Origin of the sequence: uncultured Algibacter sp. (assembly GCF_947487605.1) — a bacterium.
In the GTDB taxonomy this organism is placed as follows: Bacteria; Bacteroidota; Bacteroidia; order Flavobacteriales; family Flavobacteriaceae; genus Algibacter_D.
In genome coordinates, this window is record NZ_CANKXK010000009.1 from 62,823 (window position 1) to 89,368 (window position 26,546).

A 26,546-nucleotide genomic window follows, 5' to 3' on the forward strand; every position below is an offset into this window, starting at 1 on the left:
TGAATTTTAAGACACTAATTATTGTGGCATAAAAGTCTTGATTAGGTATCTTAGAGTTTCAAAAAAAAACATCATGAGACACCAAAGGCAATTAGCTGCTATTATGTTTACAGATATAGAAGGGTATACTTCTTTGATGCAGCATGATGAAATGCAAGCTATAGCTATAAGGGAAAGACATCGAAATTCTTTTGAAGTAACTACTGAAGCCTATGGTGGAAAAATTATTCAATATTTTGGTGATGGCACATTAAGTATTTTTAAAAGTACCGTTGAAGCAGTTTACTGTGCCATCGAAATGCAAAAAGCTTTTTTAGAAGACCCTAAAATACCTGTTAGAATTGGTATTCACGTTGGGGATATTATGTATTCTGATGAAGACATTATTGGCGATGCTGTTAATGTAGCTTCAAGAATAGAGTCCTGTGCAGTTCCAGGTAGTGTACTAATATCCGATAAGGTACACGATCAAATAAGAAGTCATAGAGATATTCATGTTAAATTTTTGGATGCCTTTGAATTAAAGAATGTTGATGATGCAATGCCAATATTCGCTATTTCAAATGAAGGATTAATTGTTCCGAAGCGCGAAGAAGTAAAAGGAAAACTTAAAGTTGTTAAAGAAAACCCTAAAAGTTTTATAGGCTTTTTTAAGAACAAAAAAAATATTTTCAGGTTAACAGCAGTTGCAATTTTGCTATTTTTTTTATTTAACATTAAATCGTTGAAAATAACTACTGATACTTCAGAAAAGGAATTATCTATAGCTGTTTTACCTTTTAATAATTTAAGCTCTGATAAAGATTCAGATTTTTTTAGAGATGGCGTTACAGAAGATATACTTACCCAACTATCAAAGTTGAAAGATGTTCGTGTTATTTCAAGAACTTCTGTAATGCAATATAAAGGCACAAATAAAACAATGCCCACGATAGCTAACGAATTAGGAGTCTCTTATGTGTTAGATGGTAGTATTCGAAAATATGGTAATGATATTCGAATTTCAGCACAACTAATAGATGCAGATTTAGACAGGAATTTATGGGCGGAAAATTATGATAAAACCATAACAGATGTTTTTACAATTCAGACTGAAATTTCTCAAGAAATAGTGATGGCTCTTGAACTTAATTTGTCTTTTGAAGAACAAAAAAGATTAACAACAGTAGCAACTAAAAATATAAATGCTTACAAGTTGTTTATAGAAGGTAGAGATGAAGCAGATAAAAGAAACTCTGAAAGTATTGCCAAAAGTATCGCCCTTTATAAAGAAGCCACGATACTCGACCCAAATTATGCAGAAGCATATGCAGAAATTGCTAATTCTATATATTTAGAGACGTATTATTCGCGACGAGATCCAGCGGAAGCTTCAAAAAGTGCAAGAGAATATTTAGTTAAAGCAGAAGTAATTAATAGTGAAGTTCCTCGAATTTATTCAGTAAAAGGTTTTATTGATAATATAGAAGGAAATCATCAAGCCGCAGAAGACGCATTTCAAAAAGCTATTAGTTTATCTCCAAATGATTTAACAACCAGACATCAATATGCAACTTTTTATTATTATACTAGACAATATGTAAAGCAGTTAGAACAAGCAGAAATTGCTTATAGATTAGATCCATTATCATTTGTTACGGCTAATAGTTATGCTACTGCATTGGCTTTTAATCATAAATATGATGAAGCAGAACGAATATTGAAAAAAGCTGAAAATTTAAGCAGCGAAAACAACAAGTTTGTTATTAACAGGTCTTATTTTAGACTCTATATGGATCAAAAGAGATATAAAGAGGCTATTAATCCATTAAAAAAAATTGTTATAGAAGAAAATGTGTTTAATAGGTTTTTAGGGTTTTGTTATGCCAAAATAGGAGATACTGTTAATGCTAAAAAAACAATTCATACTATTAGAAGAGTTGCTCATCCTTATGAAAAAAGCCAACAGTTAGCGGTAGTGTATGCAGGACTTCAGGAGCGTGACAGTGTACTTTATTATTTAGATACCATAAGAAACAAGCAAACAAAAACTTTGAAAAGAGAAGTTTCTGAGTTTTTTGAATTTTTGAAAGATGATGATGAATTTAAGGAAGTGCTTATGTCTCATGGTATTTTAGAGGAGTAAATATCTTTTACTATATTTATTCTGTAACATTTATTGAGTTTTTACGTCATATAAGTATCAATCGAAAAATTACCATCATGCGACAAGACAATCAATTAATCGTTATTACCCATTTAAGTCAGTTAATTACTCTAGTAACTGGTTTTGGAAGTTTACTACTTCCTTTAATACTATGGCTTACACAAAAAGAAAAAGTGTATCAAATGGATACACATGGTAAGAATATTATAAATTTTCAATTAAGTTTAATAGTGTATTGCCTTATATGCATTCCATTAATTTTATTGTTTGGCTTAGGAATTTTAGGCTTTATAGTTTTAGGAATAATTTCTATTATTTTCCCTATTGTTAATGCTATTAGAGCTAGTCGAGGCGAAACACCAAAATACCCTTTATCTCTTAATTTTATTAGTTAGTATAGTTAGTATGAGATAAACAAAACGTTCACCATTTGGTGAACGTTTTTTTGTTAAGTCTGTTTATAGTTTTTATTTTAGAAATTCTAAAACATTGGTTTCAATACGCTTTTGGATATTGCTAACATCTGCTTTTTCAAATGTTTCTCCTGTAATATTTTCGTAAAGTTCAATGTAACGTTCGCTAACTGTTTCAATATATTCGTCACTCATAAAAGGTACCGTTTGTCCTTCTAAACCTTGAAAGTTATTGGATATAAGCCATTGGCGTACAAACTCCTTAGAGAGTTGCTTTTGAGCTTCTCCTTTGTCTTGACGATCTTGGTAACCATCAGCATAAAAATATCGTGAAGAATCTGGAGTGTGTATTTCATCAATTAAAACAATTTGTCCTTCTTTTGTTTTGCCAAATTCGTATTTAGTATCTACTAAAATTAATCCACGAGATGCGGCTATTTCAGAACCTCGTTTAAATAATTTACGGGTATAATCTTCTAGAATTAAATAATCTTCTTTAGAGACAATTCCTCGTTTTAAGATGTCTTCCTTTGAAATATCTTCATCATGATCACCCATTTCAGCTTTAGTTGCTGGGGTAATTATAGGTTCTGGAAATGCATCATTTTCTTTCATGCCTTCTGGCATTGGTACACCGCAAAGCATTCGTTTTCCTACTTTATACTCACGTGCGGCATGACCTGACATATACCCGCGAATAACCATTTCTACTTTAAAAGGCTCGCATAAATGCCCTACAGCCACATTAGGGTCTGGTGTAGCTGTTAACCAATTGGGTACTAAATCTTCTGTTGCTGCCATCATTTTGGTAGCTATTTGGTTTAGTATTTGTCCCTTATATGGAATTCCTTTTGGCATAACAACATCAAATGCTGAAAGTCTATCTGTAGCAACCATTACTAATTGCTCATCATTAATATTGTATACTTCTCGTACTTTTCCCTTATAAACATTTTTTTGTCTGGGAAAGTTAAAATTTGTATCTATTATGGTATTACTCATTTTTGGTTTATTCGTTTATGAGTTGGTTTGTTTCTTATTTATTTAAGAAGCCCTAGCCCCGATTGATACGGCATCCTTTTTTGCAATTAAAAGCAAAAAAGATATAGTGGAAAGTGGGAAATAGCTTCTAAAAAATTAATCTCTGTTCTCTATACTTTTGTACGCTTCTATTACTTTTTTAACTAGTTTATGACGAATCACGTCTTTGTCATCTAAAAAGACAATACCTACGCCTTCTACATTTTTTAAAATTAAAAGTGCCTCTTTTAAACCAGAAATTGTTCGACGCGGTAAGTCAATTTGCCCAGGATCGCCTGTTAGTAAAAATTTGGCATGTTTACCCATACGCGTCAAAAACATTTTCATTTGTGCATGCGTTGTATTTTGTCCTTCATCTAAAATAACAAATGCATTATCTAAGGTTCTACCACGCATAAATGCTAAAGGAGCAATTTGTATTGTGCCGTTTTCAATATAATGTGCTAGTTTTTCTGGCGCAATCATATCGCGCAATGCATCATACAATGGTTGCATGTACGGGTCTAATTTTTCCTTTAAGTCGCCTGGTAAAAAACCAAGATTTTCTCCAGCTTCTACTGCTGGTCTTGTTAAAATAATACGTTTAACTTCTTTATTTTTAAGTGCTTGAACTGCTAATGCAACTCCTGTGTAAGTTTTACCAGTACCTGCGGGGCCAATTGCAAACACCATGTCGTTTTTACGCATTAACTCAACCAATTTTCTTTGGTTTGCAGTTTGGGCTTTAATAAGTTTGCCACCAACACCATGGACAATTACTTCGCCACTTTGCTTCGAGGTAGTATAGTCATCGCTACTTTGACTTGTTAGAACACGTTCTATAACATTTTCGTCTAGCTTATTATATTTAGCAAAATGTTTTAAAAGCATGGTGATTCGGCGATCGAATTCTTCAAGTAATTCTTCGTCGCCAAAGGCTTTAATTTTTGTGCCTCGGGCTACTATTTTAAGTTTTGGAAAGTACTTTTTAAGAAGTTCAATATTTGCATTTTGGGCTCCAAAAAATTCTTTTGGAGTAATCTCTTCAAGTTCGATAATAATTTCGTTCAAAGGCTTAAATTTTGTTTAAAATTTTATCTTATATAAGCGAATTTGATACTTATAAAGACAAAACGATTTATTAGTTTTATTCGGTATTTCTTATTTAAAAAAATAAGGATTCAATAACCTGCATTTTTCATTTAAAATATAAAAACGAAAACGAAAATTTATGTAGGTTTGTAAAACAAGTAATAATACTCAAAAATACTTAATTTTGGGTGAGGAAATGCTAAAAACATATCAACAATTTTGCCAATGGCGATAATAACATTAACTACCGATTTTGGAGAAAAAGACCACTTTGCTGGCGCGACAAAGGGCGCTATTTATAGTGAACTTCCAGATGTTAGAATTGTTGATATCTCACACTCGGTATCCTCGTTTAGTATTCCTGAAGCGGCTTATATAATTCAAAATGCATATAGTAGTTTTCCTAAAGGCACGATTCATATTATTGGAATTGATTCTGAAATAAATCCAGAAAATAAACATATTGCGATTAAACTTGACGACCATTTCTTTATTTGTGCAAACAATGGCATAATGAGTATGATTTGTTCTGAAATTGCACCTGAGAAAATAGTTGAAATTAATATCCACGATAAAATACAAACTAACTTTCCTGTTTTAGATATTTTTGTAAAAGTGGCTTGCCATATAGCTAGAGGAGGTACTTTGGAGGTTATAGGAAAGACTATTAATGAAATTAAACCAATTAAGAATATCGTGCCTTATGTAAATGATGATAAGTCACAAATAATTGGTAGTATTATTTATATAGATAATTATGGGAACGTTATTACTAATATAAAACGTAGTTTTTTTGAAACCATACAAAAGGGACGTGATTTTGAGATTTCTGCCAGAAACCATAAATTCAAAAAAGTATTTAATAAATACAGCGATATTGTAAATTTTGATATTCCAGAAGATAAAAGACATGATGAAGGAAGAGGATTAGTGGTGTTTAATTCTGGAAATTTTTTAGAAATTGCTGTTTATAAAAGTAATAGTGCAACCGTTGGAAGTGCTTCTACGCTTATGGGGCTGAGTTTAATGGACACAGTGAGCGTTAATTTTATAAAGAAAAGTGTTGAGGTTTTTCCTGAGCGTCCGCTTAAAACAGAATTAAACGAAGATTTATGATAGTAAGAATCGTAAAAATGGGGTTTAGGGAAGATGCAATAGACGATTTTATTAATAATTTTGAATCTAATAAACACAAAATAAGAAATTTTGAAGGCTGCGAATTTCTTGAATTGTATAGGGAAACTAAGAATTCAAATATATTTTTTACTTATAGTTATTGGAAATCTGAAGCTAATTTGGAAACCTATAGAGAATCTAGTTTGTTTAAAAGTGTTTGGGCAAAAACAAAGCCACTGTTTAATATTAAACCAGAGGCTTGGAGTTTAGATAAATTAGCAATACTTAAATAAATTTAGAACGCAGTTAAAGATTATATGTTAGCAATTTTTAAAAAAGAAATAAATTCATTTTTTACCTCACCAATAGGATACTTGGTTATTGCTATTTTTTTACTTCTAAACGGACTTTTTCTGTGGTTATTTAAAGGCGAATTTAATATTCTTGATTATGGTTTTGCCGATCTATCTTCTTTTTTTCTACTAGCACCTTGGATATTAATTTTTTTAATTCCTGCGGTGACTATGCGTAGTTTTTCAGATGAAAAAAAACAAGGTACCTTAGAATTATTACTCACTAAACCAATATCACACAGTCATATTGTTTTAGGAAAATATTTTGGTGCCTTTGTACTTGTTTTAATAGCTTTATTACCATCACTTTTATATGTTTATACTGTTTACAATTTAGGAAACCCAACAGGTAATTTAGATATTGGAAGTACATTAGGCTCATACTTTGGCTTACTGTTTCTTATAGCGTCATATACTGCTATTGGTGTTTTTAGTTCTACGCTTTCAGACAACCAAATAGTTGCTTTTATTTCTTCGGTATTTATTTGTTTTTTATTTTATATTGGTATTGAAGGGGTTTCAGATTTTTTATCAAGTACTATTATTGAACAATTTGGTATGAGTTTTCATTATAAAAGTATGAGTCGTGGTGTGTTAGATACACGAGATATTATTTATTTTTTTAGCATAACAATTTTCTTTTTAATGCTTACTAGGTTTAATCTTAATAAAGCAGATAAATGATATTAACGCCCATTTTTGTTGTTTTATTTTTACTTGTTTTTGTGCTCGTTTGGTTATTTGCGCGTACAATAGATAAAAGACTTTGGGTTAGTTTATTAATAGGTATGGTTTTGACTCCTATTCTTTATTTCTATGTATTTTATCCGTTTATAAATATTTTTTCAAGTTATTATCATGAAAAGCATTTTGATTCTTCAGCTTGGAAAGATAAACCTGGACTGCGTTATGAAATGAGCAAGGAAATAATTAATGAATCATTATTTATTGGGAAAGATAAAAACGAGGTTGAAATACTGCTTGGTAAAAGTGAATGGTTTGGTTGGGATGATTCTTTAAAAATGAATTCTCAAAATAAATGGAATTATAATTTAGGGTTTAAACCAGGAGCTTTTAATAGGAATCAAGAATGCCTAGAGTTGATTTTTAAAAATACCAAAGTAAAAAGTATAAAACAGTATCAATTAGAAAAAACATTTGAATAAATCTATTAAAAATATTAGCATAGCCTTAGTAGTTATCATTTTAATAAATGTTTTAGCTAGTAAATTTTATAAACGATTTGATTTAACTCAAGACAATCGTTATACGCTGAGCGAGTCTGCTAAAAAAATTGTTAGTAGTATAAACTCGCCTGTTGATGTTGATGTGTTTTTGATAGGAGAAGATTTTCCTTCAGAATTTAGACGTCTTCAAAATGAAACAAAGCAATTACTCGAAGAGTTTTCAGCAGAAAACAACAATATTAAATTTAAGTTTGTCAATCCTTTAGAAGACGAATCTACACGCGAAAGTAATATACAACAACTTACACAACGTGGTTTAACACCCATGCAGTTGAGTGTTCAAGAGAATGGAAAATCAAGTCAAGCAGTTATATTTCCTTGGGCATTAGCAAGCTACAATGGTGTAACAGTAGCAATTCCATTAGTAAAAAATAAAATTGGTGCCTCGCAGCAAGAATTAGTAAGTAATTCTGTCCAACATTTGGAATATGCATTTGCGGATGGGTTTAGCAAACTCACCCAACCAAAGCACCGTAAAATTGCCATTTTAAAAGGGAACGGACAGCTCGATGATAAATATATTTTTGATTTTGTAAAAAAATTGGGTGAATATTATTTTATAGCTCCTTTTACATTGGATAGTGTTTCTAGTAACCCACAAAAAACACTTACAAACCTAAAGTCTTTTGATCTTATTATTTCTGCAAAACCAACTGAGGCTTTTACAGAAAGCGAGAAGTTTGTATTAGATCAATTCAATATGAATGGCGGAAAAAGTTTATGGCTAGTAGATGCGGTAGCAATGGAGAAAGATAGTTTATATAACGATTCAGGGAAAAGTTTTGCCACAACAAGAGATATTAACCTAACCGATTTCTTTTTTAAATATGGAGCTAGAATAAATCCTGTTATGGTAAACACACTTTATTCTGCACCTATTACACTTGCAATGGGAGAGGGCAGTAGTTCTCAGTTTCAACATTTAAAATGGCCTTATTCACCTTTATCTGCATCTAATAATCATCATCCTATAGTTAATAATTTAAACCTAGTTAAATTCGATTTTGCCAATCAAATAGATACTTTAAAGAATAATATAAAGAAAACCATTCTTTTAGAAAGTGCACCATTAAGTAAAATAGATGGCACCCCGAAAGAAATAAGTTTAGAATTAGTTGTTAAAGAACCTAATCCAGCTTCTTATAACAAAGGAAACCAAACATTGGCAGTTTTACTTGAAGGTGCGTTTACTTCTATGTATAAGAATAGGATAAAGCCTTTTAATATATCAGGTGGAAAAGATGAAGGTGTTGCCTCAAAAATGATTTTGATAGCAGATGGAGATGTTATAAAAAATGATGTGGTTAGAAATACACCTCAAGAACTAGGCTTCGATCGTTGGACTGGACAAACTTATGGTAACAAGGAATTTTTATTGAATGCTGTAAATTATTTATTAGACGATAACGGACTTATAAACATTCGATCTAAAGAAATAGCGGTCACTTTCTTAGATCAACAGAAAATTGCCAAAGAGAAAACAAAATGGCAACTTATTAATATTGTATTACCACTAGGTTTATTAGCTCTTTTTGGTTTCATTTTTGGTTCAATAAGAAAGAAAAAATATAGAGTATAAATGTTAATAAGTTTGTTTCTTATATTAGACCGTATCGAATATATTTGTATGTAGTATTATTAAATTATAAATCTACAAATCATTCATTATTTCTTGTTTTAATTAAGTAGAATTTTTGTTTAATGAATGTAATAATTGTCAATTAAAAAAATACAAACTACCAAATGAAATTTATAGTATCAAGTACCTATTTATTAAAACAATTACAGATTTTAGGAGGTGTTATTAACAACTCTAATACACTACCTATTTTAGATAATTTCTTATTTAATTTAGATGGATCAAAATTAGTTGTGTCTGCAAGCGATTTAGAGACAACTATGTCTTCTTCTTTAAATGTGGAGAGTGATAGTAAAGGTAGTATTGCTATTCCAGCACGTTTATTACTTGATACCTTAAAAACATTTCCGGAGCAGCCATTAACTTTTGTGGTTGAAGAGAATAATACTATTGAGATTAGTTCTAATCATGGTAAATATGCATTAGCTTATGCCGATGGGAATGAGTTTCCAAATGCGGTATCATTAGAAGACCCAAGTCAAACAGTTATTGTTGGCGATGTTTTAGCTACCGCTATTAGCAAAACTATTTTTGCAGCTGGGAATGATGATTTAAGACCAGTAATGAGTGGTGTCTTTTTTCAGTTTTCTACAGAAGGTTTAACCTTTGTTGCTACAGATGCGCATAAGTTGGTAAAATATACGCGTGAAGATGTAAAAGCTTCGCAAGTAGCCGAATTTATTATGCCAAAAAAACCTTTAAATCTTTTAAAAAGTATTTTAGCAGGTAGTGAAGACAGTGTGACTATTGAATATAACGATTCTAATGCTAAATTTACTTTTGAAAACTCTGAATTAATTTGTCGCTTGATTGATGGAAAGTATCCTAATTATGAAGCAGTAATTCCAAAAGAAAACCCGAATAGACTTACTATCGCGCGTAATCAGTTTTTAAATTCTGTGAGACGTGTTAGTATATTTTCAAATAAAACTACGCATCAAATTCGTTTAAAAATTGCTGGTGCAGAGCTTAATATTTCTGCTGAAGATATAGATTATAGTAATAAGGCTGAAGAACGTTTAACTTGTGATTATCAAGGCGATGACATGCAAATTGGATTCAACTCACGTTTTTTAACAGAGATGTTGAATAATTTAGGTTCAGATGAAGTGCAATTAGAAATGAGTTTGCCTAATAGAGCAGGTATTTTAACACCTATTGATGGCCTTGATGAAGGAGAACAAATTACTATGCTCGTAATGCCGGTAATGCTTAATAGCTAGATATTATTTTAGTACATAAAAAAAGATTCTTATAAAAAAGAGGCTGTCTAAAACGTAAGTTCGATATCATATTACGCTTGTCGAAATATTTTTAACTTACTGATAATCAATATCGGTTTCGGCAGGCTCAACCTGACAAATCAAATTATCAAGACTTTTTAGACAGCCTCTTTTCTATCTTCACAATGTGATTAATTCACGTTATAGTATTATTCTTTTCCTCTTTTTCTCCTTTTTAGCTCATCGAGCATTCTTCTTTTAAAATCTTCTTCGGCTATTTTTAGAAGAATTATTTTTTTAGGAGAAATGATACCTGATAGTTTTTTACTAAATTCTAAATTTAGTTTATGTAATTTGTCTTCAGCAGCATCGAGTTTTAACAATAAGTCGCTTGCTTGTGCATCTGTAAGAGATTCAATATTGTTTTTAATTTCTTTACGTATGCTTCTTATATCTTGATATCTAATTTTTACTATCTTCTTGTCATGTTCGTTGTAAACGGGCCAAAACTTTTGGGCTTCCTTTTCTGTTAAATCTAGCATTTCGGTAATAAAAGAAACTTTTAAAGCTTTTACACGTTCTCTATGGTTTTGTGCCACAACATTTAATGATAGTAACAGTAGTAGTATAGTGAGTAATTTTTTCATCTTTTTAATTTATTTGTTCAAGCATTAAATCTTCAATATCTATATTGTTTAAAAGGTATTCTTCGACTATTTCCTCTTCAAAATTATATTCTACAAAGCTGTCTTCATTGAGTTGTTCGTTTGTTAATAGTGAAGCAATTTCATACGAGTCGATACTTTCAGAAATTACATAGTTTTCAACAGTTTCGGTTTCTAAAGTATCAAAAGTAGGTGAGTTATTAAAAATAAAAAGATTTAATAACAACAAAATAGTCGCAGCAATACCAGAGATATAGATTATATTTCTACGATTAAATAATGAAACAACCTTAGATTCACGTTTATCTGATGCTTTATTCAAAATACGCTCCTCTAAAGAGTCAAAATAACCATCAGGCGTTTTAAATGCCGTTTCTTTAAAGGTGTCTAAAGTATCTTCATTTTTAAGCTTACTCAAAATTTGTTCATTTAAAGATTCTAAATAACCATCAGGTATTTTAAACCCAGCAGATTTGATATTATGTAAATTATGTTTTTTCATCTTATTTATAAGACTTAAATTAATTGTAAGGGTTTAATGGGTAGTTAAATATGCTTCTATTTTTTTTACTGCTATATGGTATGATGCTTTTAATGCGCCCTCGCTAGTATCTAGTATTTCTGACATGTCCTTGTATTTTATATCCTGAAAATATTTCATGCTAAATACTAATTGTTGCTTTTCTGGTAGCGTAGCAATGGCGTTTTGTAATTTTAGTTGGATAGCATCTCCTTCAAAATAAACATCTGAGGTTAAATTGTTTATTGCCAATTGCTTGACTTCTTCGTTTGTAATTTGTAATTGTTTAGCTTTTTTATTTATAAATGTAATAGACTCGTTTGTTGCAATGCGATACATCCAAGAATATAATTTACTATCTCCTTTAAAATTATGAATATTTTTGAAAATTTTAATAAAAGTGTTTTGTAAAACATCGTCTGTATCATCATGCGACTTAACTATATTTCGAATATGCCAATATAAGCGCTCCTTATAAGTAGTTATTAACTCTTTAAAGGCTTGCTCTTTATATGTATCCGATTTAAGTCGTTCTAATAAATGCGCGTCGTCTAGCAAAAATATAGTTTAGGTATTAGACACATAAATATAGTGAAAGTTTAAGCTGAAATTTTTACTAATTCGCTTGCTTGTGTAAGTAGTTGATAAACAGGTGTTTTTAATTAAAATAATCGATAAAATACATAAAAACACGATAAAATACATATTTTTCTTGTGAGAAGCATTTATTTATTATATGTTTGTACCAGAAACCTATTTATGTTGTTAGTTGTCCCCAAATCTAGCAATGAACAAAAAAAGGATAGATGCCCAAATCTCTATCCTTTTTTATTTTTAAAGAAGTTTTATACTATTCGAAACTTTGCATATCAACCAACTTTTTATAAACACTATTTTTAGCAATAAGTTCGTTATGCTGCCCTTGCTCTACAATTTTGCCCTTTTTAAGTACAACTATAGTATCTGCAGTTTGAATAGTTGATAGGCGGTGAGCGATTACAATGGACGTTCTGTTTTTCATCATGTTTTCTAAAGCAGTTTGCACGACTCTTTCACTTTCTGTATCTAAAGCCGAGGTTGCTTCATCCAGAATCATAATTGGTGGGCTTTTTAAAACTGCTCGAGCAATACTTAATCGTTGTTTCTGTCCGCCTGAAAGTTTAGTTCCTGCATCACCTATATTATAATTTAAAACACCATCTAAGTCTTTCACAAATTCCCAAGCATTTGCGACTTTTAGAGCTTCAATTATTTCATCATCAGTAGCGTCGCTTTTTCCAAGTTTGATATTGTTTTTAATACTGTCGTTAAATAAAATGGCATCTTGTGTTACAATTCCCAATTGTTTTCTTAAGGAACTTGTCGAGATATCATTAATATTTATACCGTCTATTAATATTTCTCCGTTATTAACATGATAAAAACGGGTTATTAAGTTTGTAATTGTTGATTTGCCGCTACCGGACTGCCCAACAAAAGCCACCATTTTACCTTTTGGTATGGTTAAACTAAAATTCTTTAAGACATCTTCATCATCATATCTAAATGTGATGTCCTTAAATTCAATTTCAGAATCAAAGCTTTCTTTTTTAATGGCATTTGGTAAATCCTTTAATGGATTCTCAGTGTCAATAATTTCTTGAATACGCTCTGCTGCGGCTCCTCCCTTTTTAACATTGTATAAGCCCCTGGATATGGCCTTAGCAGGTGTTAATATATTATAAGCAAGGCCTAAATATATTAAAAACTTGCTACCGTCTAGGGCTAAACTAGTATCTTTGCTTAATACAAGATTTCCACCATACCAAAGTATAGTGGCTATCATACAAATTCCTAAAAACTCGCTCGTAGGAGAGGCGAGATTTTGCCGATTCATTAACTTATTTGAAAATCTATAAAATCGAGAGGTAGATTCTTGAAATTTTTCATTGAATTTACTTTCGGCATTAAAACCTTTTATGATGCGCAAACCGGTTAAGGTTTCTTCTAAAGTTGATAAAAATGTACCTTGCTCTTTTTGAACACGGTCTGATTTTCGCTTTAAACTATTACCGATTTTTGATATAATAAACCCCATTACTGGTATAAAAATAAAAACAAATAAGGTAAGTTGTGGACTTATATAAAGCATTGCAACTATCGTGAAGATTATCGTTAATGGCTCTCTAACAATAATTTCTAAAACTGATAGGAATGAATATTGTAAATCTAAAACATCACTAGTAACCCTTGATAGAATATCTCCTTTTCTTTGTTCAGATAGGTATGATAAAGGTAGTTCTATTGTTTTTTTGTAGACTTTATTTCTAAGATCTCTAATAACACCATTTCTTAAAAATACTAAAAAGTAGTTTGCGAGGTAACCAAAAAGATTTTTTAATAAAAACATTACTACTATTAAACAGATAGTAAATAAAAGTGCTTTGGAGTTGTCCCCACCTGTAATTCGATTCATTTCATAAGCTAGGAGGTCTCCAACATAATCATCTATTTTTATTATTCCTTCATAAACTGGTTTTTGCGATGGGACTTTGGTATCTTCTTTAAAAATAACCTTCAGCATAGGCATCATTGAAATAAAAGAAAGTGTACCAAATAAAGCAAAAAACACATTAGATATAATGTGTCCTATGGCATAGCTTTTATACGGCTTTGCGTACTTTAATATATTTAAAAAATGATTCATTAAATAAGATTCATGTCTTTTAAGATAGCATCTGCTTTAGCATCTAACGCCGCTTCGGTATTTGAAAAATCTTCCACGTTGTCCAATTTTGTATTGACACTTACGTAAAATTTAATTTTTGGTTCTGTCCCACTAGGTCTTAAAGCTACTTGACTACCATCTTCCGTATAATATATCAATACATTGGATTTTGGAATATCAATGGCGATTTCTTCGCCAGTTATCATGTTTTTAGATACCGATAAATCATAATCTTCGAACTTAACCACTTTAGAACCGTTTATAACTTTAAGTGTATTGTTTCGAGCATCTGTCATCATTTGTTTAATTTCCTCAGCACCTTCAATACCCTTTTTAGTAAGCGATACAAGTTTTTCTTTATAGAATCCATGCTCTACATAAAGCTTTAAAAGTTCGTCATAAAAAGAACTTCCGTTTGATTTTGTTATAGCTGCAATTTCGCAGGCCAAAAGGGTAGAGGTTACTGCATCTTTGTCTCGAACAAAATCACCTACCATATAACCAAAACTTTCTTCACCACCACCAATAAAATCTAATTCTGGAAAATCATGAATTAATTTTGCAATCCATTTAAAACCGGTTAAAACAATTTTGCTTTCAACATTATAAGCGGCCGCAAGTTTTGCTAGCATCGGTGTTGATACAATGGTTGAGGCAATAAATTCTTTTCCTTTTATTTTTCCTTCAGCTTTCCACTGTTTTAAAAGAAAAGCAGTCATCATCAACATGGTTTGATTTCCATTTAATAATTGTAATTCATTTTCAGAATTACGAACCGCAACACCCAACCTGTCACAGTCTGGGTCTGTTCCTATAACAATGTCTGCATTTACCTCCTTAGCTAATTCTAGTGCTATTTTTAGAGCGGCAGGTTCTTCAGGGTTTGGGGATGCTACCGTTGGGAAATCACCATCTGGTACTTCCTGTTCTTTTACAATATGTACATTTTTATAACCAGCACGCTTTAATGTTTCTGGCACAGCCGTAATAGATGTTCCATGTAAAGATGTAAACACTATCGTTAAATTTTCTTTGGCTGATTGTGTTGCACCAACACTTCCATTTTCTACAGATGCATTAATAAAAACATCATCAACTTGTTCTCCTATATAATGAATTAACGAGTCGTTTGCTTCAAACTTAATATCTGCATAATCAAGGTCGTTAATAATATTAATAACTGCGCTATCATGTGGCGGAACTAATTGACCACCATCTTGCCAATATACTTTATACCCGTTATATTCTGGAGGATTATGAGATGCCGTTAAAACAATACCGCAATGGCAGTTTAAATGTTTTACAGCGAATGATAATTCTGGTGTTGCTCGTAAGTCTTCAAATAAATAGACTTCAATACCGTTAGCTGAAAACACATCAGCAACAACTTTTGCTAATGTTTTACTATTATGTCTACAATCATAAGCTATAACTGCTTTAGGTGTTTCATTAGGGAATTGTTGGTGTAAATAATCGCTTAAACCTTGCGTGCTTTTACCAAGGGTATATTTGTTTATTCGATTTGTACCAACACCCATAACACCACGCATGCCACCCGTTCCAAACTCTAGGTCTTTGTAAAAGCTTTCTTGGATGTCTTTTGGGTTATTGGCAATACCATTCTTTATTATTTGTTGTGTTTCTTCGTCAAAACTAGGTGTTAACCACGTGTTTATTCTTTCTAAAATTTTTGGGTCTATATAAATCATTTTAATACTTATTGAATGGCAAAAATAAACAATTGTTTAGCTATAATTTTTTTAATAACATATTCTTTTCAAGATAAATTTATAGAGAAAACGTTTTAGTTAATATTTAATTCGTCTTTTATTAAATAACGTTTTTTGTCTTGCTTAGTGCGTAAAATAATTTCTCCTAAAAATCCTGCTACAAAAAATTGTGTTCCTATAATCATAGTGGATAAAGCGATGTAAAATTGCGGACGTTGCGTTATAAGTCTGCCTTCAGGATTTAAAAACAATTTATCGATGCCTAGGTAAGTTGCAAAGCCAAATCCAATAGCAAACATTATTACGCCAAGGGCGCCAAATAAATGCATAGGGCGTTTGCCAAATCTAGATAGAAACCAGATAGTAATTAAGTCTAGAAATCCGTTAATAAAACGATCCATACCAAATTTGGTTTCACCATACTTTCTTGCTTGATGTAAAACAATTTTCTCTCCTATATTGCTAAACCCAGCATTTTTTGATAATACAGGAATATAGCGATGCATTTCGCCATTTACATCTATATTCTTTACAACATCTTTATTGTATGCTTTTAAACCACAATTAAAATCATGCAATTTCACTCCAGATGTTTTTCTTGCAGCCCAGTTAAATAATTTTGAAGGTAAATTTTTGGTAATAACAGAGTCGTAACGCTTTTTTTTCCAGCCAGATACCATATCAAAACCATCTTTGGTAATCATATTATACAGTTCTGGTATTTCATCTGGATTATCTTGTAAATCGGCATCCATAGTAATTACAACGTCGCCTTTAGCTTTATCAAATCCTGCATGAAGTGCTTGAGATTTCCCAAAGTTTTTAAGAAACTTAATTCCTCTTACATTGTTGTTTTTTTCTGATAGTTGCTTGATAACGTTCCAAGAATTATCTGTGCTACCATCATCTATAAAAATAATTTCATAAGAAAAATGATTGGTTTGCATGACATTTACAATCCAATCATTTAACTCGTTTAACGATTCGTATTCATTAAGTAGTGGAATAACTACAGATATATTCATTTGAAATTTTCAAAATTAATAGTTCAAAAATACTGAATTTATTCTGAGTCTGGATTCGTTTTTTTTATAAAAGCGGCAGATATTAATCCAATAATAGTAATAGGAAGCAGGTAATTCATAATTAATCTTTGAAGAAGATTACTGAAAGAATAAAGGTTTTCATTTTTTATTTTGCCAATTGTATTAGAAATTTCTTGCTCAGATGTATTCATGCCTTTAAGCATTTCAATAAATTTTTCAATAGTTTTTTCTTTTATTGTTTCAGAGGCTTCAGTATCAATAACGTTGAATAATACAAAAGTAACAAGGGTGTTTATCCCTAATCCTATTATTGCTACAATAAAATAAGTTTTAAAAGCTTCTTTAAAATTAATATATCCATTAAAGAATTTTTTACAATTAATAATTGAAATTAATCCAAAAATAATTGTTGCTATCATTACTGAAATAATATATAGCGGGTTAACAAATAACTCTAAACTAAAAGCATACACCAAAATTGTTAATAGGGCAAGGGTAATTCCTAAGTATAAGCCATAATTAATGGCAATAGATTTTAAAGATTTTCTCATATTTTTTTGATGATATTTTTAGTTGACAATTTAGTATTCAAATATAACAAAAGGGCACAGACAAATGTGCGATAAAAATTATCAAAAAAAATTGTAGATTTATAAAATTTACGTAAATTTGCAGCTCGAAAATTGAAAAGAATAAAAGCGTTTAGCGATGAAAAAAGGTATACACCCAGATAATTATAGATTAGTAGCATTTAAAGATATGTCTAATGATGATGTGTTTTTAACTAAATCTACTGCAAACACAAACGAAACTATTGATGTTGATGGTGTTGAATACCCATTAGTGAAAATGGAAATTTCTAGAACATCACACCCTTATTACACTGGTAAATCTAAGTTAGTAGATACTGCTGGTCGTATTGATAAATTCAAAACAAAATATGCGAAATTTAAAAAATAAGTTTTGCTTAACAATATAATATGAAAGCCTTTCTATTTAGAAAGGCTTTTTTGTTTTCTGCAATTACGCTACTTTTGAATGAGGAAAAATTGTAACAAGAATATTTCAATTCTAATTTTATTATGAACTACATCCTTTTTGATGGTCCATCGCGCAATAATTTATTACCCTTTACTTATACGAGACCAGTAGCAGATATTCGAGTAGGGATTTTAACTATTCGAGAAAAGTGGGAACGTTTTTTAAAAACCACTACAACTACGGTTACCGAAGATTATTTATCAGATAAGTATCCAATGGTTGAAATGGAAGTTAACATTATGATTAATGCGTCCTACTTACCCAATTTCAAATTAGTCAACATGGTTATGGGTTTAAAGGAAAATCAAGCTGTTTTTAAAGGAGAAGATATTATTGCTTTTTATACTAAAGAAGCTCAAGAAGCTATTGATTTTAATACTTTTGAAGCTTTAGAGTTTGAAGAAGATGCTTTTAAAATTGAAAATACATGGGACATTTTTTCTAAAAATGGTGAGGCAATTCTTGAAGATTTTAATTTATTAACAAAAGGTAGAAAATCAGAGTTCATCCCTTCGAGTAATAATATAATAGCTCCTGAAAATATTTTTATTGAAGAAGGAGCTAAATTAGAGTTTGTAACATTAAATGCTAGTAAAGGTCCAATATACATTGGTAAAAATGCTGAAATAATGGAAGGAAGCATTATAAGAGGTCCTTTTGCTTTGTGTGAGCATGCTATTGTTAAAATGGCAGCAAAAATTTATGGACCGACTACTGTTGGACCTTTTAGTAAGGTTGGAGGTGAAATAAATAATTCTGTTTTATTTGGCTATTCTAATAAAGGGCATGATGGCTTTCTAGGAAATTCTGTTTTAGGAGAATGGTGTAATCTAGGAGCTGATACCAATAATTCGAATCTCAAAAACAATTATGCAGAAGTACGTTTATGGGATTACCAAACAGAAGGTTTTGCAAAAACTGGATTGCAATTTTGTGGACTTATTATGGGAGATCATAGTAAATGTGGTATTAATACCATGTTTAATACTGGTACTGTGGTAGGTGTAAGTGCCAATATTTTTGGCAGTGGGTTTCCTAGAAATTTTGTCCCAAGTTTTAGCTGGGGAGGAAATAGTGGATTTACAACATACCTTACGCGCAAGTCTTTTGAGGTAGTCGAAATAGTGATGTCTAGACGTAATATAGAGTTTACAGAACAAGATAAAAATATTTTAGAACACGTTTTCGAAGAAACTAAAAAATACCGCAGAGCGTAATTTATTTACTCTTAATCTATCATTTGTACAGGGATTAATACAAATTGTTATATTTGATTGAATCAAGCCCAAGTCAAATGATTAAGACTATTATCTATATTTTTTTTCTCTTTGGGGTGCTTTCTTTTGCACAGAGCGAGAAGTATACCGTTACAAATTTAGAAATCAATAATGAAAACCCTCATTTTGGTTTGATGAAACTTAAGAATGATAAAATTATTTTCACTTCTTACCTTTTAGGTAAAAAGGGAAAGTTAAAATTGGTTTCAGGAAGCCCGATACTTACAATATACGAAGGCACTTTATCTGAATCTGGCAAAATAACAGATGTTATACCAGTAAAAATTGATGAAAAACAAATTCTTCCTACAATTACAAGTGCTACGATATCACCAGATGGAAGTAGACTATACTTAACAACCATTTACAATAATAAAAATAAACCAAAGGGGGATTTTAAAACCACAAATTTTCATATCGAAGTAGGTGAATATAATGAAGCTATAGGTTGGACTAATTTTAAGGTATTACCATTTTGTAAGCCAAAATATTCGTATGCACATCCAGCTTTAAGTCCAGATGGTAAAACACTTTATTTTACTGCAAATATTAGAGGAGGTAAAGAAACAACTAAAGGAGGTTCAGATATTTTTAAAGTAACTATTTTAGGTAATAACACTTATAGCGAGCCTAAGAATTTAGGTAGTAAAGTGAATTCTTATAGTCGTGAAATGTTCCCATTTATAAGTAGCGATAATACATTATATCTTGCTTCTAACAGACCCAATGGATTTGGAGGATTCGATATTTATAGAAGTACTATGAATGAAGATGGTACATTTAATAAATCTGAAAAATTACCCAAGCCTATTAATAGTAATAAAGACGATTTCTCTCTAATAATGGATACAAGTTCTTCTGGTTATTTCTCTTCTAAAAGAACAGGTGGTAAAGGGGATGATGATGTTTACTATTTCAAAAAAATATAGTTATGGATTTAAAGGAATTTGGGAATTCGATTAATAAAATTATAAATGAAAGACTTACAAGTCCATTTTATGGAACATTGATTGTTTCATGGCTTATTATTAATTGGAAGATTATCTATTTAACCATATTTGTAGATAGTAGCGAGATTAGAGGAACAAAGATCGATTTTATTGTTAGCAATTATTCTGAGAGTTCACGTATTATATGGTATCCACTTCTCACAACAATTTTAATAATTACAATTGTACCATTTATTACTTATTTAGCATATTGGGCAAGTTTGATTTTTATTGATTTACGTAGAAAATTGAAAAATAAAATAGAAAAAAATCAACAGCTGACGGTTGAAGAATCTGCTCAAATTCGATTAGAAATTCAAAATCAAAAAGTCAGACTTATTGAATTGTTAAAGGATAAAGATATAGAAATTGAGAGTTTAAAACTTCAAATTGAAGAATTGAGCAAATCTCTAATTGAGCAAAATAAAACGACTAATAAAATTGATAAAAAAAGTTCTAATACTCAAAATAGCAAGAGTACTTTGGAAATTATTCAAGATCAGAATAAGAAAGAAGAAGAAAAAGTTTTATTCGAAAAATTGTTTAAGGATACTAAGATTTTCACTGAATTGAAAAGTGTAATACATGGTATTGAAAGTTATGGCAATGCTAATTATTTTGATAGAGCAACTTTGGACACTGTTACAAAGCTAAAGGCTAATAAAATTATTAAACGAGGAAGTAATGGGAAAGATGAATTTACTGATTTAGGAATTTCTTTTTTAAAATATTTTTATGATCAAGAATAATATTTAATTCTTTTTAACCCTTCTTAAGTCCAATAAATTAATTGGATTAATACCAAGGCCTTCCACATTTTTCTGGGTAAACCGAACCACCTCATCATAAAAAAGTGGTACCATAATAGCTTTATCCATAGCTAAAGAGTCCATTTTTGAATACAAATGTTTGCGTTTTTCTATATCTGTAATCGTAAATGCTTTATTGTATAAACTATCAAATTGTGGGTTTTTATAATGAAAGTAATTAGAACCATTGGGGGCGAAGTTTTTGCTATAAAAAATAGACAGGTAGTTTTCGGCATCTAGGTAATCTGCTATCCAAGAACTTCTAAACATATCTACTTTTCCGTTAGACCTAGCAGATCTTAAAGAGGCTTCTGGCATTACATCGACATTAATTCTTAAACCAGTTTTTTCAAGTTCTCGTTGTATGAATTCACAAAAACTCAAATAGTTACTTGTTGTTACTAAATTAATTTCTGGATTGCTAATACCGCTTTCATTTTTAAATTGTTCTACTAATTTTTTTGCCTTTTCGGGTTGATAAGTAAAACCAATATTAGTATCGTAACCAGGGAGGCCAATTGGAATAAAACCACCATTTGCAGGATTCCCAATGCCATTTCGTAAATAAATCATCATTTTTTTTCTATCGAAGCCATAATTAATGGCTTTCCTAATTAATTCAGATTGTATTTCGGGTGTTTCAGAATCAAGGTAGAAACCTAAATACTCCGTATTTAAATAAGGGCCTCGAATCATGTTAACACTTTCAATGTACATTTCTCGTAGCTGCCCATCTGCGGTTAATAACTCGTCTTTATACGAAGCGTCTAAGCCCGATAAATAATCAATATTGCTCTGTGCAAATTGTAAAAATTCACTTTGCTTATCAGGGAGAAATGTAAGTGCTACCGCTTCTAGATAGGGTAACGAATTTCCTGTTTCATCCTTTTCAAAGTAATTTTGGTTTTTTCTTAATACAAGCTTGATGTTTTCTTCCCATCGTTTAAACTTAAATGGACCAGTTCCAATAGGTTTGGACCGAAACTTCATGCCATAATGTTCAGCTATTTCTTTAGGAATAACCGAACAATATTTCATTGTTAATAAACCAATAAATGCTGGGAAGGGCTGTTTTAAACGAATCTCAAAAATGCTATCGTTAATAGCTTTAAAATCATCTACTTTATTTAATACCCAACTACCTGGTGCTGCAATTTTTTTATCTCTTAGGCGGTTTAGACTATATTCAAAATCGTTTGCAACGACTATCCGAGTGGAATCTTTACCAAACAAGTCATGTTTATGAAAATATACATCGTTGCGAAGTGAAAAAGTATATAAAAGGCCATCTTCAGAAATAGTCCAATCTTTAGCTATGCATGGAAGAATATTTAAATCATTATCTAGCTGAACCAGCCCATTGAATATTTGATTGCAAATATTGTTGTCTTGCAAAGTTCTTGAAAACGCAGGATCTAAAGTGTTTATATTTCCATATTCATTATAGCGAAAAATAAGATGATCTTTAGATGCATCATTTTTATTATTACATCCAATAAATAATAAAGATGTAAATAAAATTATTAATAGTTGATATTGTTTTGGAAACTGCACGTTTTTAATTAAATAATAAGTAACCCAAAAATATAGATTTTAAACTGTAAACAAAGATTAATTATAATTTAAACTATCGTATGTCATTTTTAGGGTTTTATTGAGTTTAGCTGTCATATATATAGCTATTATTAACAAAACTCTCAAATTTATAATGAAAAAACTTTACTTTTTAGCATGTTCAATGCTATTGTGTGCTATGTCACATGCCCAAATTACTTGTCCTACATCTATTAAAACTTCTGGACAAAGTACGACCTCAACGCCAATTTTAACAGTACCCAATGGTCAAAATGGTTGTAGCGAATCTTGGCCAGCAACAATTACTGTTAATGGTTCTTTAACTTACGATTATGTTAGTTGTTCTGGTGGAAATTTAAAATATGCCATACAATCTGGAACAGCTCCTTCTACTTTCGAAATGACAATAGATTTCGGCTCTGGTGTTGTTTGTGGTTATGATGCTTCTGGAAACTTAAATGTTTTATCTTCAGAGGAATTTAAAACTATAAAAGCTTCTATTGGGCCTAATCCAGCTAGAGATTTTTTAAAGATTAGTTTAGATAATTCTAATTCTTTAAAAAGCTTAAATATATATTCTGTTTCTGGTAGGCTTGTTTATAATTCTGGGAGTAAACTAGAGATTAATATATCTAATTTAAGTCGTGGTCTTTATATTTTGAAACTGGAAACCGTACAGGGTAATGTCTCAAGAAAAATAGTTAAGCATTAATATTATTTTATAATAGAATAAGAAAGAGCGCCTCAATAAATGAGACGCTCTTTTTTATTAACTTTGCCTGATTAAAATGGAGAAATGAACACCAATAAAAAAGTAGCATTTTACACATTGGGTTGTAAGCTTAATTTTTCGGAAACATCTACTATAGCAAGAGGTTTTAAAAATGAAGGGTTTGATCGTGTAGATTTTTCTGAAAAGGCAGATATGTATGTAATTAACACGTGCTCTGTTACCGAAAATGCGGATAAACGCTTTAAAACCATTGTAAAACAAGCGCAAAAAGCAAATCCTAATGCATTTGTTGCGGCTGTTGGATGTTATGCACAGTTAAAACCAGAAGAGTTGGCAGATGTTGATGGAGTTGATTTGGTGCTTGGTGCTACCGAAAAATTTAATATTACCGATTATATAAATGACTTGACTAAAAACGATTTTGGCGAAGTACATTCTTGCGAAATTGAAGATGCCGACTTTTATGTGGGATCATATTCTATTGGAGACAGAACCCGAGCGTTTTTAAAAGTGCAAGATGGTTGTGATTATAAATGTACATATTGTACAATTCCTTTAGCACGTGGTATTTCGCGTAGCGATACCATGGAAAATGTTTTAAATAATGCTAAAGAAATTTCAAGGCAAAATATAAAAGAAATTGTTCTTACAGGAGTTAATATTGGAGATTATGGTAAGGGTGAATTCGGAAATAAAAAACACGAGCACACTTTTTTAGATTTAGTTACTCAATTAGATAAGGTAACTGGGATCGAACGACTAAGAATTTCCTCAATTGAGCCTAATTTACTTAAAAATGAAACTATAGATCTAGTTTCTAAATCCAGAGCTTTTGTACCACATTTTCATATCCCCTTGCAATCAGGAAGTAACGAGATTCTTAAAAAAATGAAGCGTCGTTACATGCGTGAATTGTATGTAGATAGAGTTAATAAAATAAAAGAAGTGATGCCACATGCTTGTATTGGAGTAGACGTTATTGTTGGTTTTCCAGGAGAAACAGATAAGCACTTTTTAGAAACATATAATTTCTTAACTGAGTTAGATATCTCGTACTTGCATGTATTTACTTATTCCGAACGTGATAATACAGAAGCGGTTGAGATGGGTGGAGTAGTCTCTAATAATATGCGTAGCAAACGTAGTAAAATGTTGCGAGGTTTGTCTATTAAGAAACGTCGAGCATTTTATGAAAGCCAGATTGGAACTGTAAGAACAGTTTTATTTGAAAGCGAAAATAAAGAGGGTTATATACACGGGTTTACCGAAAATTATATAAAAGTAAAAACACCTTGGAATCCAGATTTGGTAAATACATTGCATCAAGTAGAACTTGTTAAGATAGATGACGATGGCTTAGTAAGAATTGAGTTTATTAGTGTGTTTTCAAAATAAATTCTTCAATTTTATTGTAAATCAACCCTTATTTTGTCCATTTAGCTTGTTTTTTATGCTGTTAATGCTAGCATTAATACTTTCGTTATGAAATAATCATGCCCCAATATGAATAAATTATTTTTTACACTAGTCCTTTCATGTCTATTTTTAGTTAGTTGCTCTGGTAACGATATTAACGATGATCCTCTTCTTGGTGTATGGAAATTAACTGAATGGAATATAGCAGATGGTTTCGATATTGATAACGATGGTTTTGTAAGTACTAATCTTTTGAACGAAATTAATTGTTCTTACAATGAAACCTTACTTTTCGAACCTAATAATATTGTTTCATTAAACACTACTTTTAATCCTAAGTTAGAAATCGCGCAATTAAATAATAGTACTAATGAGTATAGTTTTAATGTTGAATGCGATACAGAAGGTGTTGTAAGCTTAGCAACGTTTTATTCTAAAGAAGGGAATTCTGTAATATTTGGTGAAAGTGAAGCAGTGATAAATGGCAACCAAATATCAATAGTTTTTAAAGAAAGTATAGAAATTTATAATGAAGATTTTACTCAAGTTATAGCTAATAAGGATTTAACAGTGGTTTATACAAAGCAGTAATTACTAAGCTTTTGAAAATAAAAAATGCGAAGTTATAACTTCGCATTTTTTATTAGTTTTTTCTAAATATTTTAGATTCTTACCCCAACAGGTAACATTCGTTTATATTTTCTGTTACTTCTTACAAACTTTGCAATTTCAGGACTTGTAGGAACTACACTTAAATTACGTTCTTGAATCTGTTCGAAAACAGCCGCTAAAAATTCTTTTCGAAAATCTTCATTATCAATAGCATCAGGAATTAAAAGCTTTGTTAAGAATATTTTTCTTTCTTGAAGAGAATATTCAATTTTTGCTAAATGATTATCAATTTTTAATTCAAATTGACGTAAAAAGTCATTGTCAATTAATTCGGCAACATCAACCATGGTAAGTATTTTATTTAATTTCTAAGGAGTCGTAAAATAGTGGTTACTATTTAGCTATTTTTGCTGTGCAAAGATAGTTAAAAAAACGAGAATATAAAACTTAAAGTAAGTTAAAAGCTTATGACTCAAGAGGTAATACATGTTTATTTAATGCCAGGAATGGCCGCTAGTCCAGTAATTTTTGAGCATATTAAATTGCCAGAGAACCAATTTAAAGTTCATTGGTTAGAATGGGTGTTGCCTATTGATAATGAGACTATTAGTGATTATTCTTTACGAATGGTTAGTAATATAAAACATAAAAATTCTGTTTTATTAGGTGTTTCATTTGGAGGTGTATTAGTTCAAGAGATGAGTAAACATATAAAATTGAGAAAACTTATAATTGTTTCAAGTGTAAAATCTATGCGGGAACTACCAAAACATATGTTGTTAGCTAATAAAACAAAAGCCTATAAATTAGTTCCAACTCAGTTAGCTTCTAATATAGACTTATTTGCTAAATACGCTTTTGGAAAAAATGTAAAAAAGCGTATGGTGCTTTATAAAAGATATTTGTCTGTTAATAACCCAAAATATTTAAGTTGGGCTATTAAGCAAATGGTTTCTTGGAATCAAAAAGAACCTATTCCCAATTTGGTTCACATTCATGGAGATAATGACTCGGTATTTCCAATTAAGAATATAAAAGATTGTATTTCAATTAAAAATGGAACGCACATAATGATTATTAATAAATATAAGTGGTTTAACGAGAATTTACCACGTATTATTTTAGAGGACTAGTCAGGGATTTTCGATTATTTTTTTATAACTTTAAACCAAACTTA

At 30.7% G+C, this 26,546-nt stretch carries 27 protein-coding genes; 16 read left to right on the forward strand and 11 right to left on the reverse strand.

What is annotated here, in order from left to right; genetic code table 11:
• Positions 1 to 73 precede the first annotated feature (73 nt).
• On the forward strand, positions 74 to 2,125 hold the full coding sequence (locus Q0739_RS11165; RefSeq protein WP_298238815.1) for an adenylate/guanylate cyclase domain-containing protein: 2,052 nt from the start codon (positions 74 to 76) through the stop codon (positions 2,123 to 2,125).
• 77 nt (positions 2,126 to 2,202) lie between these two features.
• On the forward strand, positions 2,203 to 2,541 hold the full coding sequence (locus tag Q0739_RS11170; RefSeq protein ID WP_298238816.1) for a DUF4870 domain-containing protein: 339 nt from the start codon (positions 2,203 to 2,205) through the stop codon (positions 2,539 to 2,541).
• Between the two features lie 72 nt (positions 2,542 to 2,613).
• On the opposite strand, the gene Q0739_RS11175 is transcribed toward Q0739_RS11170, so the two are convergent.
• Positions 2,614 to 3,561 (reverse strand): phosphoribosylaminoimidazolesuccinocarboxamide synthase, encoded by a 948-nt coding sequence (locus Q0739_RS11175; RefSeq protein ID WP_298238817.1) that lies wholly within the window; start codon positions 3,559 to 3,561, stop codon positions 2,614 to 2,616.
• A 135-nt stretch (positions 3,562 to 3,696) separates the two neighbouring features.
• Positions 3,697 to 4,650 carry a PhoH family protein gene (locus Q0739_RS11180; RefSeq protein WP_298238818.1) on the reverse strand — a complete coding sequence of 318 codons (954 nt, stop codon included), beginning with the start codon at positions 4,648 to 4,650 and terminating at the stop codon, positions 3,697 to 3,699.
• Positions 4,651 to 4,896: 246 nt separating this feature from the next.
• On the opposite strand from Q0739_RS11180, the gene Q0739_RS11185 reads away from it, so the two are divergent.
• The 6 genes from Q0739_RS11185 to dnaN all read left to right on the forward strand — a co-directional run bounded on the left by Q0739_RS11185 (position 4,897) and on the right by dnaN (position 10,249).
• On the forward strand, positions 4,897 to 5,787 hold the full coding sequence (locus Q0739_RS11185; RefSeq protein WP_298238819.1) for an SAM-dependent chlorinase/fluorinase: 891 nt from the start codon (positions 4,897 to 4,899) through the stop codon (positions 5,785 to 5,787).
• Positions 5,784 to 6,080, forward strand: coding sequence for an antibiotic biosynthesis monooxygenase family protein (locus Q0739_RS11190; protein WP_298238820.1), 297 nt, complete (start codon positions 5,784 to 5,786; stop codon positions 6,078 to 6,080). The genes Q0739_RS11185 and Q0739_RS11190 overlap by 4 nt, the downstream gene beginning before the upstream one ends.
• Positions 6,081 to 6,104: 24 nt before the next feature.
• Positions 6,105 to 6,824, forward strand: a complete 720-nt coding sequence (gene gldF / locus Q0739_RS11195) for a gliding motility-associated ABC transporter permease subunit GldF (RefSeq protein ID WP_298238821.1) — start codon at positions 6,105 to 6,107, stop codon at positions 6,822 to 6,824.
• Entirely contained in the window at positions 6,821 to 7,306 is a 486-nt protein-coding gene (locus Q0739_RS11200) for a hypothetical protein (RefSeq protein WP_298238822.1), read from the forward strand. The genes gldF and Q0739_RS11200 overlap by 4 nt, the downstream gene beginning before the upstream one ends.
• Positions 7,299 to 8,966, forward strand: a complete 1,668-nt coding sequence (gene gldG / locus Q0739_RS11205; protein WP_298238823.1) for a gliding motility-associated ABC transporter substrate-binding protein GldG — start codon at positions 7,299 to 7,301, stop codon at positions 8,964 to 8,966. The genes Q0739_RS11200 and gldG overlap by 8 nt, the downstream gene beginning before the upstream one ends.
• Before the next feature lie 164 nt (positions 8,967 to 9,130).
• A complete protein-coding gene (gene dnaN, locus Q0739_RS11210) occupies positions 9,131 to 10,249 on the forward strand; it encodes a DNA polymerase III subunit beta (protein ID WP_298238824.1) in 1,119 nt (372 codons plus the stop codon).
• Positions 10,250 to 10,458: 209 nt separating this feature from the next.
• Here the strand turns inward: dnaN and Q0739_RS11215 are convergent, their stop codons facing one another.
• The 7 genes from Q0739_RS11215 to Q0739_RS11245 form a co-directional block, all read right to left on the reverse strand.
• Positions 10,459 to 10,896 carry a sensor of ECF-type sigma factor gene (locus tag Q0739_RS11215; protein WP_298238825.1) on the reverse strand — a complete coding sequence of 146 codons (438 nt, stop codon included), beginning with the start codon at positions 10,894 to 10,896 and terminating at the stop codon, positions 10,459 to 10,461.
• Between the two features lie 4 nt (positions 10,897 to 10,900).
• The gene (locus tag Q0739_RS11220) at positions 10,901 to 11,416 is read right to left on the reverse strand and encodes a hypothetical protein (RefSeq protein ID WP_298238826.1); all 516 of its coding nucleotides are present in this window, start codon (positions 11,414 to 11,416) and stop codon (positions 10,901 to 10,903) included.
• Between the two features lie 33 nt (positions 11,417 to 11,449).
• Positions 11,450 to 11,992 carry an RNA polymerase sigma factor gene (locus Q0739_RS11225; protein WP_298238827.1) on the reverse strand — a complete coding sequence of 181 codons (543 nt, stop codon included), beginning with the start codon at positions 11,990 to 11,992 and terminating at the stop codon, positions 11,450 to 11,452.
• 292 nt (positions 11,993 to 12,284) lie between these two features.
• Positions 12,285 to 14,120: an ABC transporter ATP-binding protein gene (locus Q0739_RS11230; protein WP_298238828.1), complete on the reverse strand. Its 1,836-nt coding sequence runs from the start codon at positions 14,118 to 14,120 to the stop codon at positions 12,285 to 12,287.
• Complete coding sequence (locus Q0739_RS11235) at positions 14,120 to 15,850, reverse strand: phospho-sugar mutase (protein WP_298238829.1); 1,731 nt, start codon at positions 15,848 to 15,850, stop codon at positions 14,120 to 14,122. Before Q0739_RS11235 ends, Q0739_RS11230 begins: the two co-directional genes overlap by 1 nt.
• A 95-nt stretch (positions 15,851 to 15,945) precedes the next feature.
• A complete protein-coding gene (locus tag Q0739_RS11240) occupies positions 15,946 to 16,896 on the reverse strand; it encodes a glycosyltransferase family 2 protein (protein ID WP_298238830.1) in 951 nt (316 codons plus the stop codon).
• A gap of 38 nt (positions 16,897 to 16,934) precedes the next feature.
• On the reverse strand, positions 16,935 to 17,468 hold the full coding sequence (locus Q0739_RS11245; protein ID WP_298238831.1) for a DUF4199 domain-containing protein: 534 nt from the start codon (positions 17,466 to 17,468) through the stop codon (positions 16,935 to 16,937).
• A 157-nt stretch (positions 17,469 to 17,625) separates the two neighbouring features.
• Here Q0739_RS11245 and Q0739_RS11250 point away from each other — a divergent pair, with 157 nt between their 5' ends.
• The 4 genes from Q0739_RS11250 (at position 17,626) to Q0739_RS11265 (ending at position 20,973) form a co-directional block, all read left to right on the forward strand.
• Positions 17,626 to 17,877, forward strand: coding sequence for a type B 50S ribosomal protein L31 (locus Q0739_RS11250; protein WP_298238832.1), 252 nt, complete (start codon positions 17,626 to 17,628; stop codon positions 17,875 to 17,877).
• A 122-nt stretch (positions 17,878 to 17,999) separates the two neighbouring features.
• The gene (locus Q0739_RS11255; protein ID WP_298238833.1) at positions 18,000 to 19,175 is read left to right on the forward strand and encodes a GlmU family protein; all 1,176 of its coding nucleotides are present in this window, start codon (positions 18,000 to 18,002) and stop codon (positions 19,173 to 19,175) included.
• A 77-nt stretch (positions 19,176 to 19,252) separates the two neighbouring features.
• Positions 19,253 to 20,164 carry a hypothetical protein gene (locus tag Q0739_RS11260; protein ID WP_298238834.1) on the forward strand — a complete coding sequence of 304 codons (912 nt, stop codon included), beginning with the start codon at positions 19,253 to 19,255 and terminating at the stop codon, positions 20,162 to 20,164.
• A 2-nt stretch (positions 20,165 to 20,166) separates the two neighbouring features.
• Positions 20,167 to 20,973 (forward strand): hypothetical protein, encoded by an 807-nt coding sequence (locus Q0739_RS11265; protein ID WP_298238835.1) that lies wholly within the window; start codon positions 20,167 to 20,169, stop codon positions 20,971 to 20,973.
• Between the two features lie 3 nt (positions 20,974 to 20,976).
• Here Q0739_RS11265 and Q0739_RS11270 read toward each other — a convergent pair whose 3' ends face one another.
• Positions 20,977 to 22,587, reverse strand: coding sequence for an ABC transporter substrate-binding protein (locus tag Q0739_RS11270; protein ID WP_366140792.1), 1,611 nt, complete (start codon positions 22,585 to 22,587; stop codon positions 20,977 to 20,979).
• A 154-nt stretch (positions 22,588 to 22,741) separates the two neighbouring features.
• Between Q0739_RS11270 and Q0739_RS11275 the strand changes: the two genes are divergently transcribed.
• The 3 genes from Q0739_RS11275 to Q0739_RS11285 all read left to right on the forward strand — a co-directional run bounded on the left by Q0739_RS11275 (position 22,742) and on the right by Q0739_RS11285 (position 25,348).
• Positions 22,742 to 23,320 (forward strand): T9SS type A sorting domain-containing protein, encoded by a 579-nt coding sequence (locus Q0739_RS11275; protein WP_298238836.1) that lies wholly within the window; start codon positions 22,742 to 22,744, stop codon positions 23,318 to 23,320.
• 84 nt (positions 23,321 to 23,404) lie between these two features.
• The gene (gene mtaB, locus Q0739_RS11280) at positions 23,405 to 24,736 is read left to right on the forward strand and encodes a tRNA (N(6)-L-threonylcarbamoyladenosine(37)-C(2))-methylthiotransferase MtaB (RefSeq protein ID WP_298238837.1); all 1,332 of its coding nucleotides are present in this window, start codon (positions 23,405 to 23,407) and stop codon (positions 24,734 to 24,736) included.
• A 108-nt stretch (positions 24,737 to 24,844) separates the two neighbouring features.
• Positions 24,845 to 25,348 carry a hypothetical protein gene (locus Q0739_RS11285; RefSeq protein ID WP_298238838.1) on the forward strand — a complete coding sequence of 168 codons (504 nt, stop codon included), beginning with the start codon at positions 24,845 to 24,847 and terminating at the stop codon, positions 25,346 to 25,348.
• Positions 25,349 to 25,419: 71 nt separating this feature from the next.
• Here Q0739_RS11285 and Q0739_RS11290 read toward each other — a convergent pair whose 3' ends face one another.
• Complete coding sequence (locus tag Q0739_RS11290) at positions 25,420 to 25,716, reverse strand: N-acetyltransferase (RefSeq protein WP_298238839.1); 297 nt, start codon at positions 25,714 to 25,716, stop codon at positions 25,420 to 25,422.
• A gap of 120 nt (positions 25,717 to 25,836) precedes the next feature.
• Between Q0739_RS11290 and Q0739_RS11295 the strand changes: the two genes are divergently transcribed.
• Positions 25,837 to 26,502 (forward strand): alpha/beta hydrolase, encoded by a 666-nt coding sequence (locus tag Q0739_RS11295; RefSeq protein WP_298238840.1) that lies wholly within the window; start codon positions 25,837 to 25,839, stop codon positions 26,500 to 26,502.
• The last annotated feature ends 44 nt before the right edge of the window (positions 26,503 to 26,546 follow it).

Bases quoted from the DNA above. Each gene is read 5' to 3' on its own strand.
- Q0739_RS11165 (WP_298238815.1), top strand. From the start codon at position 74: ATGAGACACCAAAGGCAATTAGCTGCTATTATGTTTACAGATATAGAA.
- Q0739_RS11170 (WP_298238816.1), top strand. From the start codon at position 2,203: ATGCGACAAGACAATCAATTAATCGTTATTACCCATTTAAGTCAGTTA.
- Q0739_RS11175 (WP_298238817.1), bottom strand. From the start codon at position 3,561: ATGAGTAATACCATAATAGATACAAATTTTAACTTTCCCAGACAAAAA.
- Q0739_RS11185 (WP_298238819.1), top strand. From the start codon at position 4,897: ATGGCGATAATAACATTAACTACCGATTTTGGAGAAAAAGACCACTTT.
- Q0739_RS11190 (WP_298238820.1), top strand. From the start codon at position 5,784: ATGATAGTAAGAATCGTAAAAATGGGGTTTAGGGAAGATGCAATAGAC.
- gldF (WP_298238821.1), top strand. From the start codon at position 6,105: ATGTTAGCAATTTTTAAAAAAGAAATAAATTCATTTTTTACCTCACCA.
- Q0739_RS11200 (WP_298238822.1), top strand. From the start codon at position 6,821: ATGATATTAACGCCCATTTTTGTTGTTTTATTTTTACTTGTTTTTGTG.
- dnaN (WP_298238824.1), top strand. From the start codon at position 9,131: ATGAAATTTATAGTATCAAGTACCTATTTATTAAAACAATTACAGATT.
- Q0739_RS11215 (WP_298238825.1), bottom strand. From the start codon at position 10,896: ATGAAAAAATTACTCACTATACTACTACTGTTACTATCATTAAATGTT.
- Q0739_RS11220 (WP_298238826.1), bottom strand. From the start codon at position 11,416: ATGAAAAAACATAATTTACATAATATCAAATCTGCTGGGTTTAAAATA.
- Q0739_RS11230 (WP_298238828.1), bottom strand. From the start codon at position 14,120: ATGAATCATTTTTTAAATATATTAAAGTACGCAAAGCCGTATAAAAGC.
- Q0739_RS11235 (WP_298238829.1), bottom strand. From the start codon at position 15,850: ATGATTTATATAGACCCAAAAATTTTAGAAAGAATAAACACGTGGTTA.
- Q0739_RS11240 (WP_298238830.1), bottom strand. From the start codon at position 16,896: ATGAATATATCTGTAGTTATTCCACTACTTAATGAATACGAATCGTTA.
- Q0739_RS11245 (WP_298238831.1), bottom strand. From the start codon at position 17,468: ATGAGAAAATCTTTAAAATCTATTGCCATTAATTATGGCTTATACTTA.
- Q0739_RS11250 (WP_298238832.1), top strand. From the start codon at position 17,626: ATGAAAAAAGGTATACACCCAGATAATTATAGATTAGTAGCATTTAAA.
- Q0739_RS11255 (WP_298238833.1), top strand. From the start codon at position 18,000: ATGAACTACATCCTTTTTGATGGTCCATCGCGCAATAATTTATTACCC.
- Q0739_RS11260 (WP_298238834.1), top strand. From the start codon at position 19,253: ATGATTAAGACTATTATCTATATTTTTTTTCTCTTTGGGGTGCTTTCT.
- Q0739_RS11265 (WP_298238835.1), top strand. From the start codon at position 20,167: ATGGATTTAAAGGAATTTGGGAATTCGATTAATAAAATTATAAATGAA.
- Q0739_RS11275 (WP_298238836.1), top strand. From the start codon at position 22,742: ATGAAAAAACTTTACTTTTTAGCATGTTCAATGCTATTGTGTGCTATG.
- mtaB (WP_298238837.1), top strand. From the start codon at position 23,405: ATGAACACCAATAAAAAAGTAGCATTTTACACATTGGGTTGTAAGCTT.
- Q0739_RS11285 (WP_298238838.1), top strand. From the start codon at position 24,845: ATGAATAAATTATTTTTTACACTAGTCCTTTCATGTCTATTTTTAGTT.
- Q0739_RS11290 (WP_298238839.1), bottom strand. From the start codon at position 25,716: ATGGTTGATGTTGCCGAATTAATTGACAATGACTTTTTACGTCAATTT.
- Q0739_RS11295 (WP_298238840.1), top strand. From the start codon at position 25,837: ATGACTCAAGAGGTAATACATGTTTATTTAATGCCAGGAATGGCCGCT.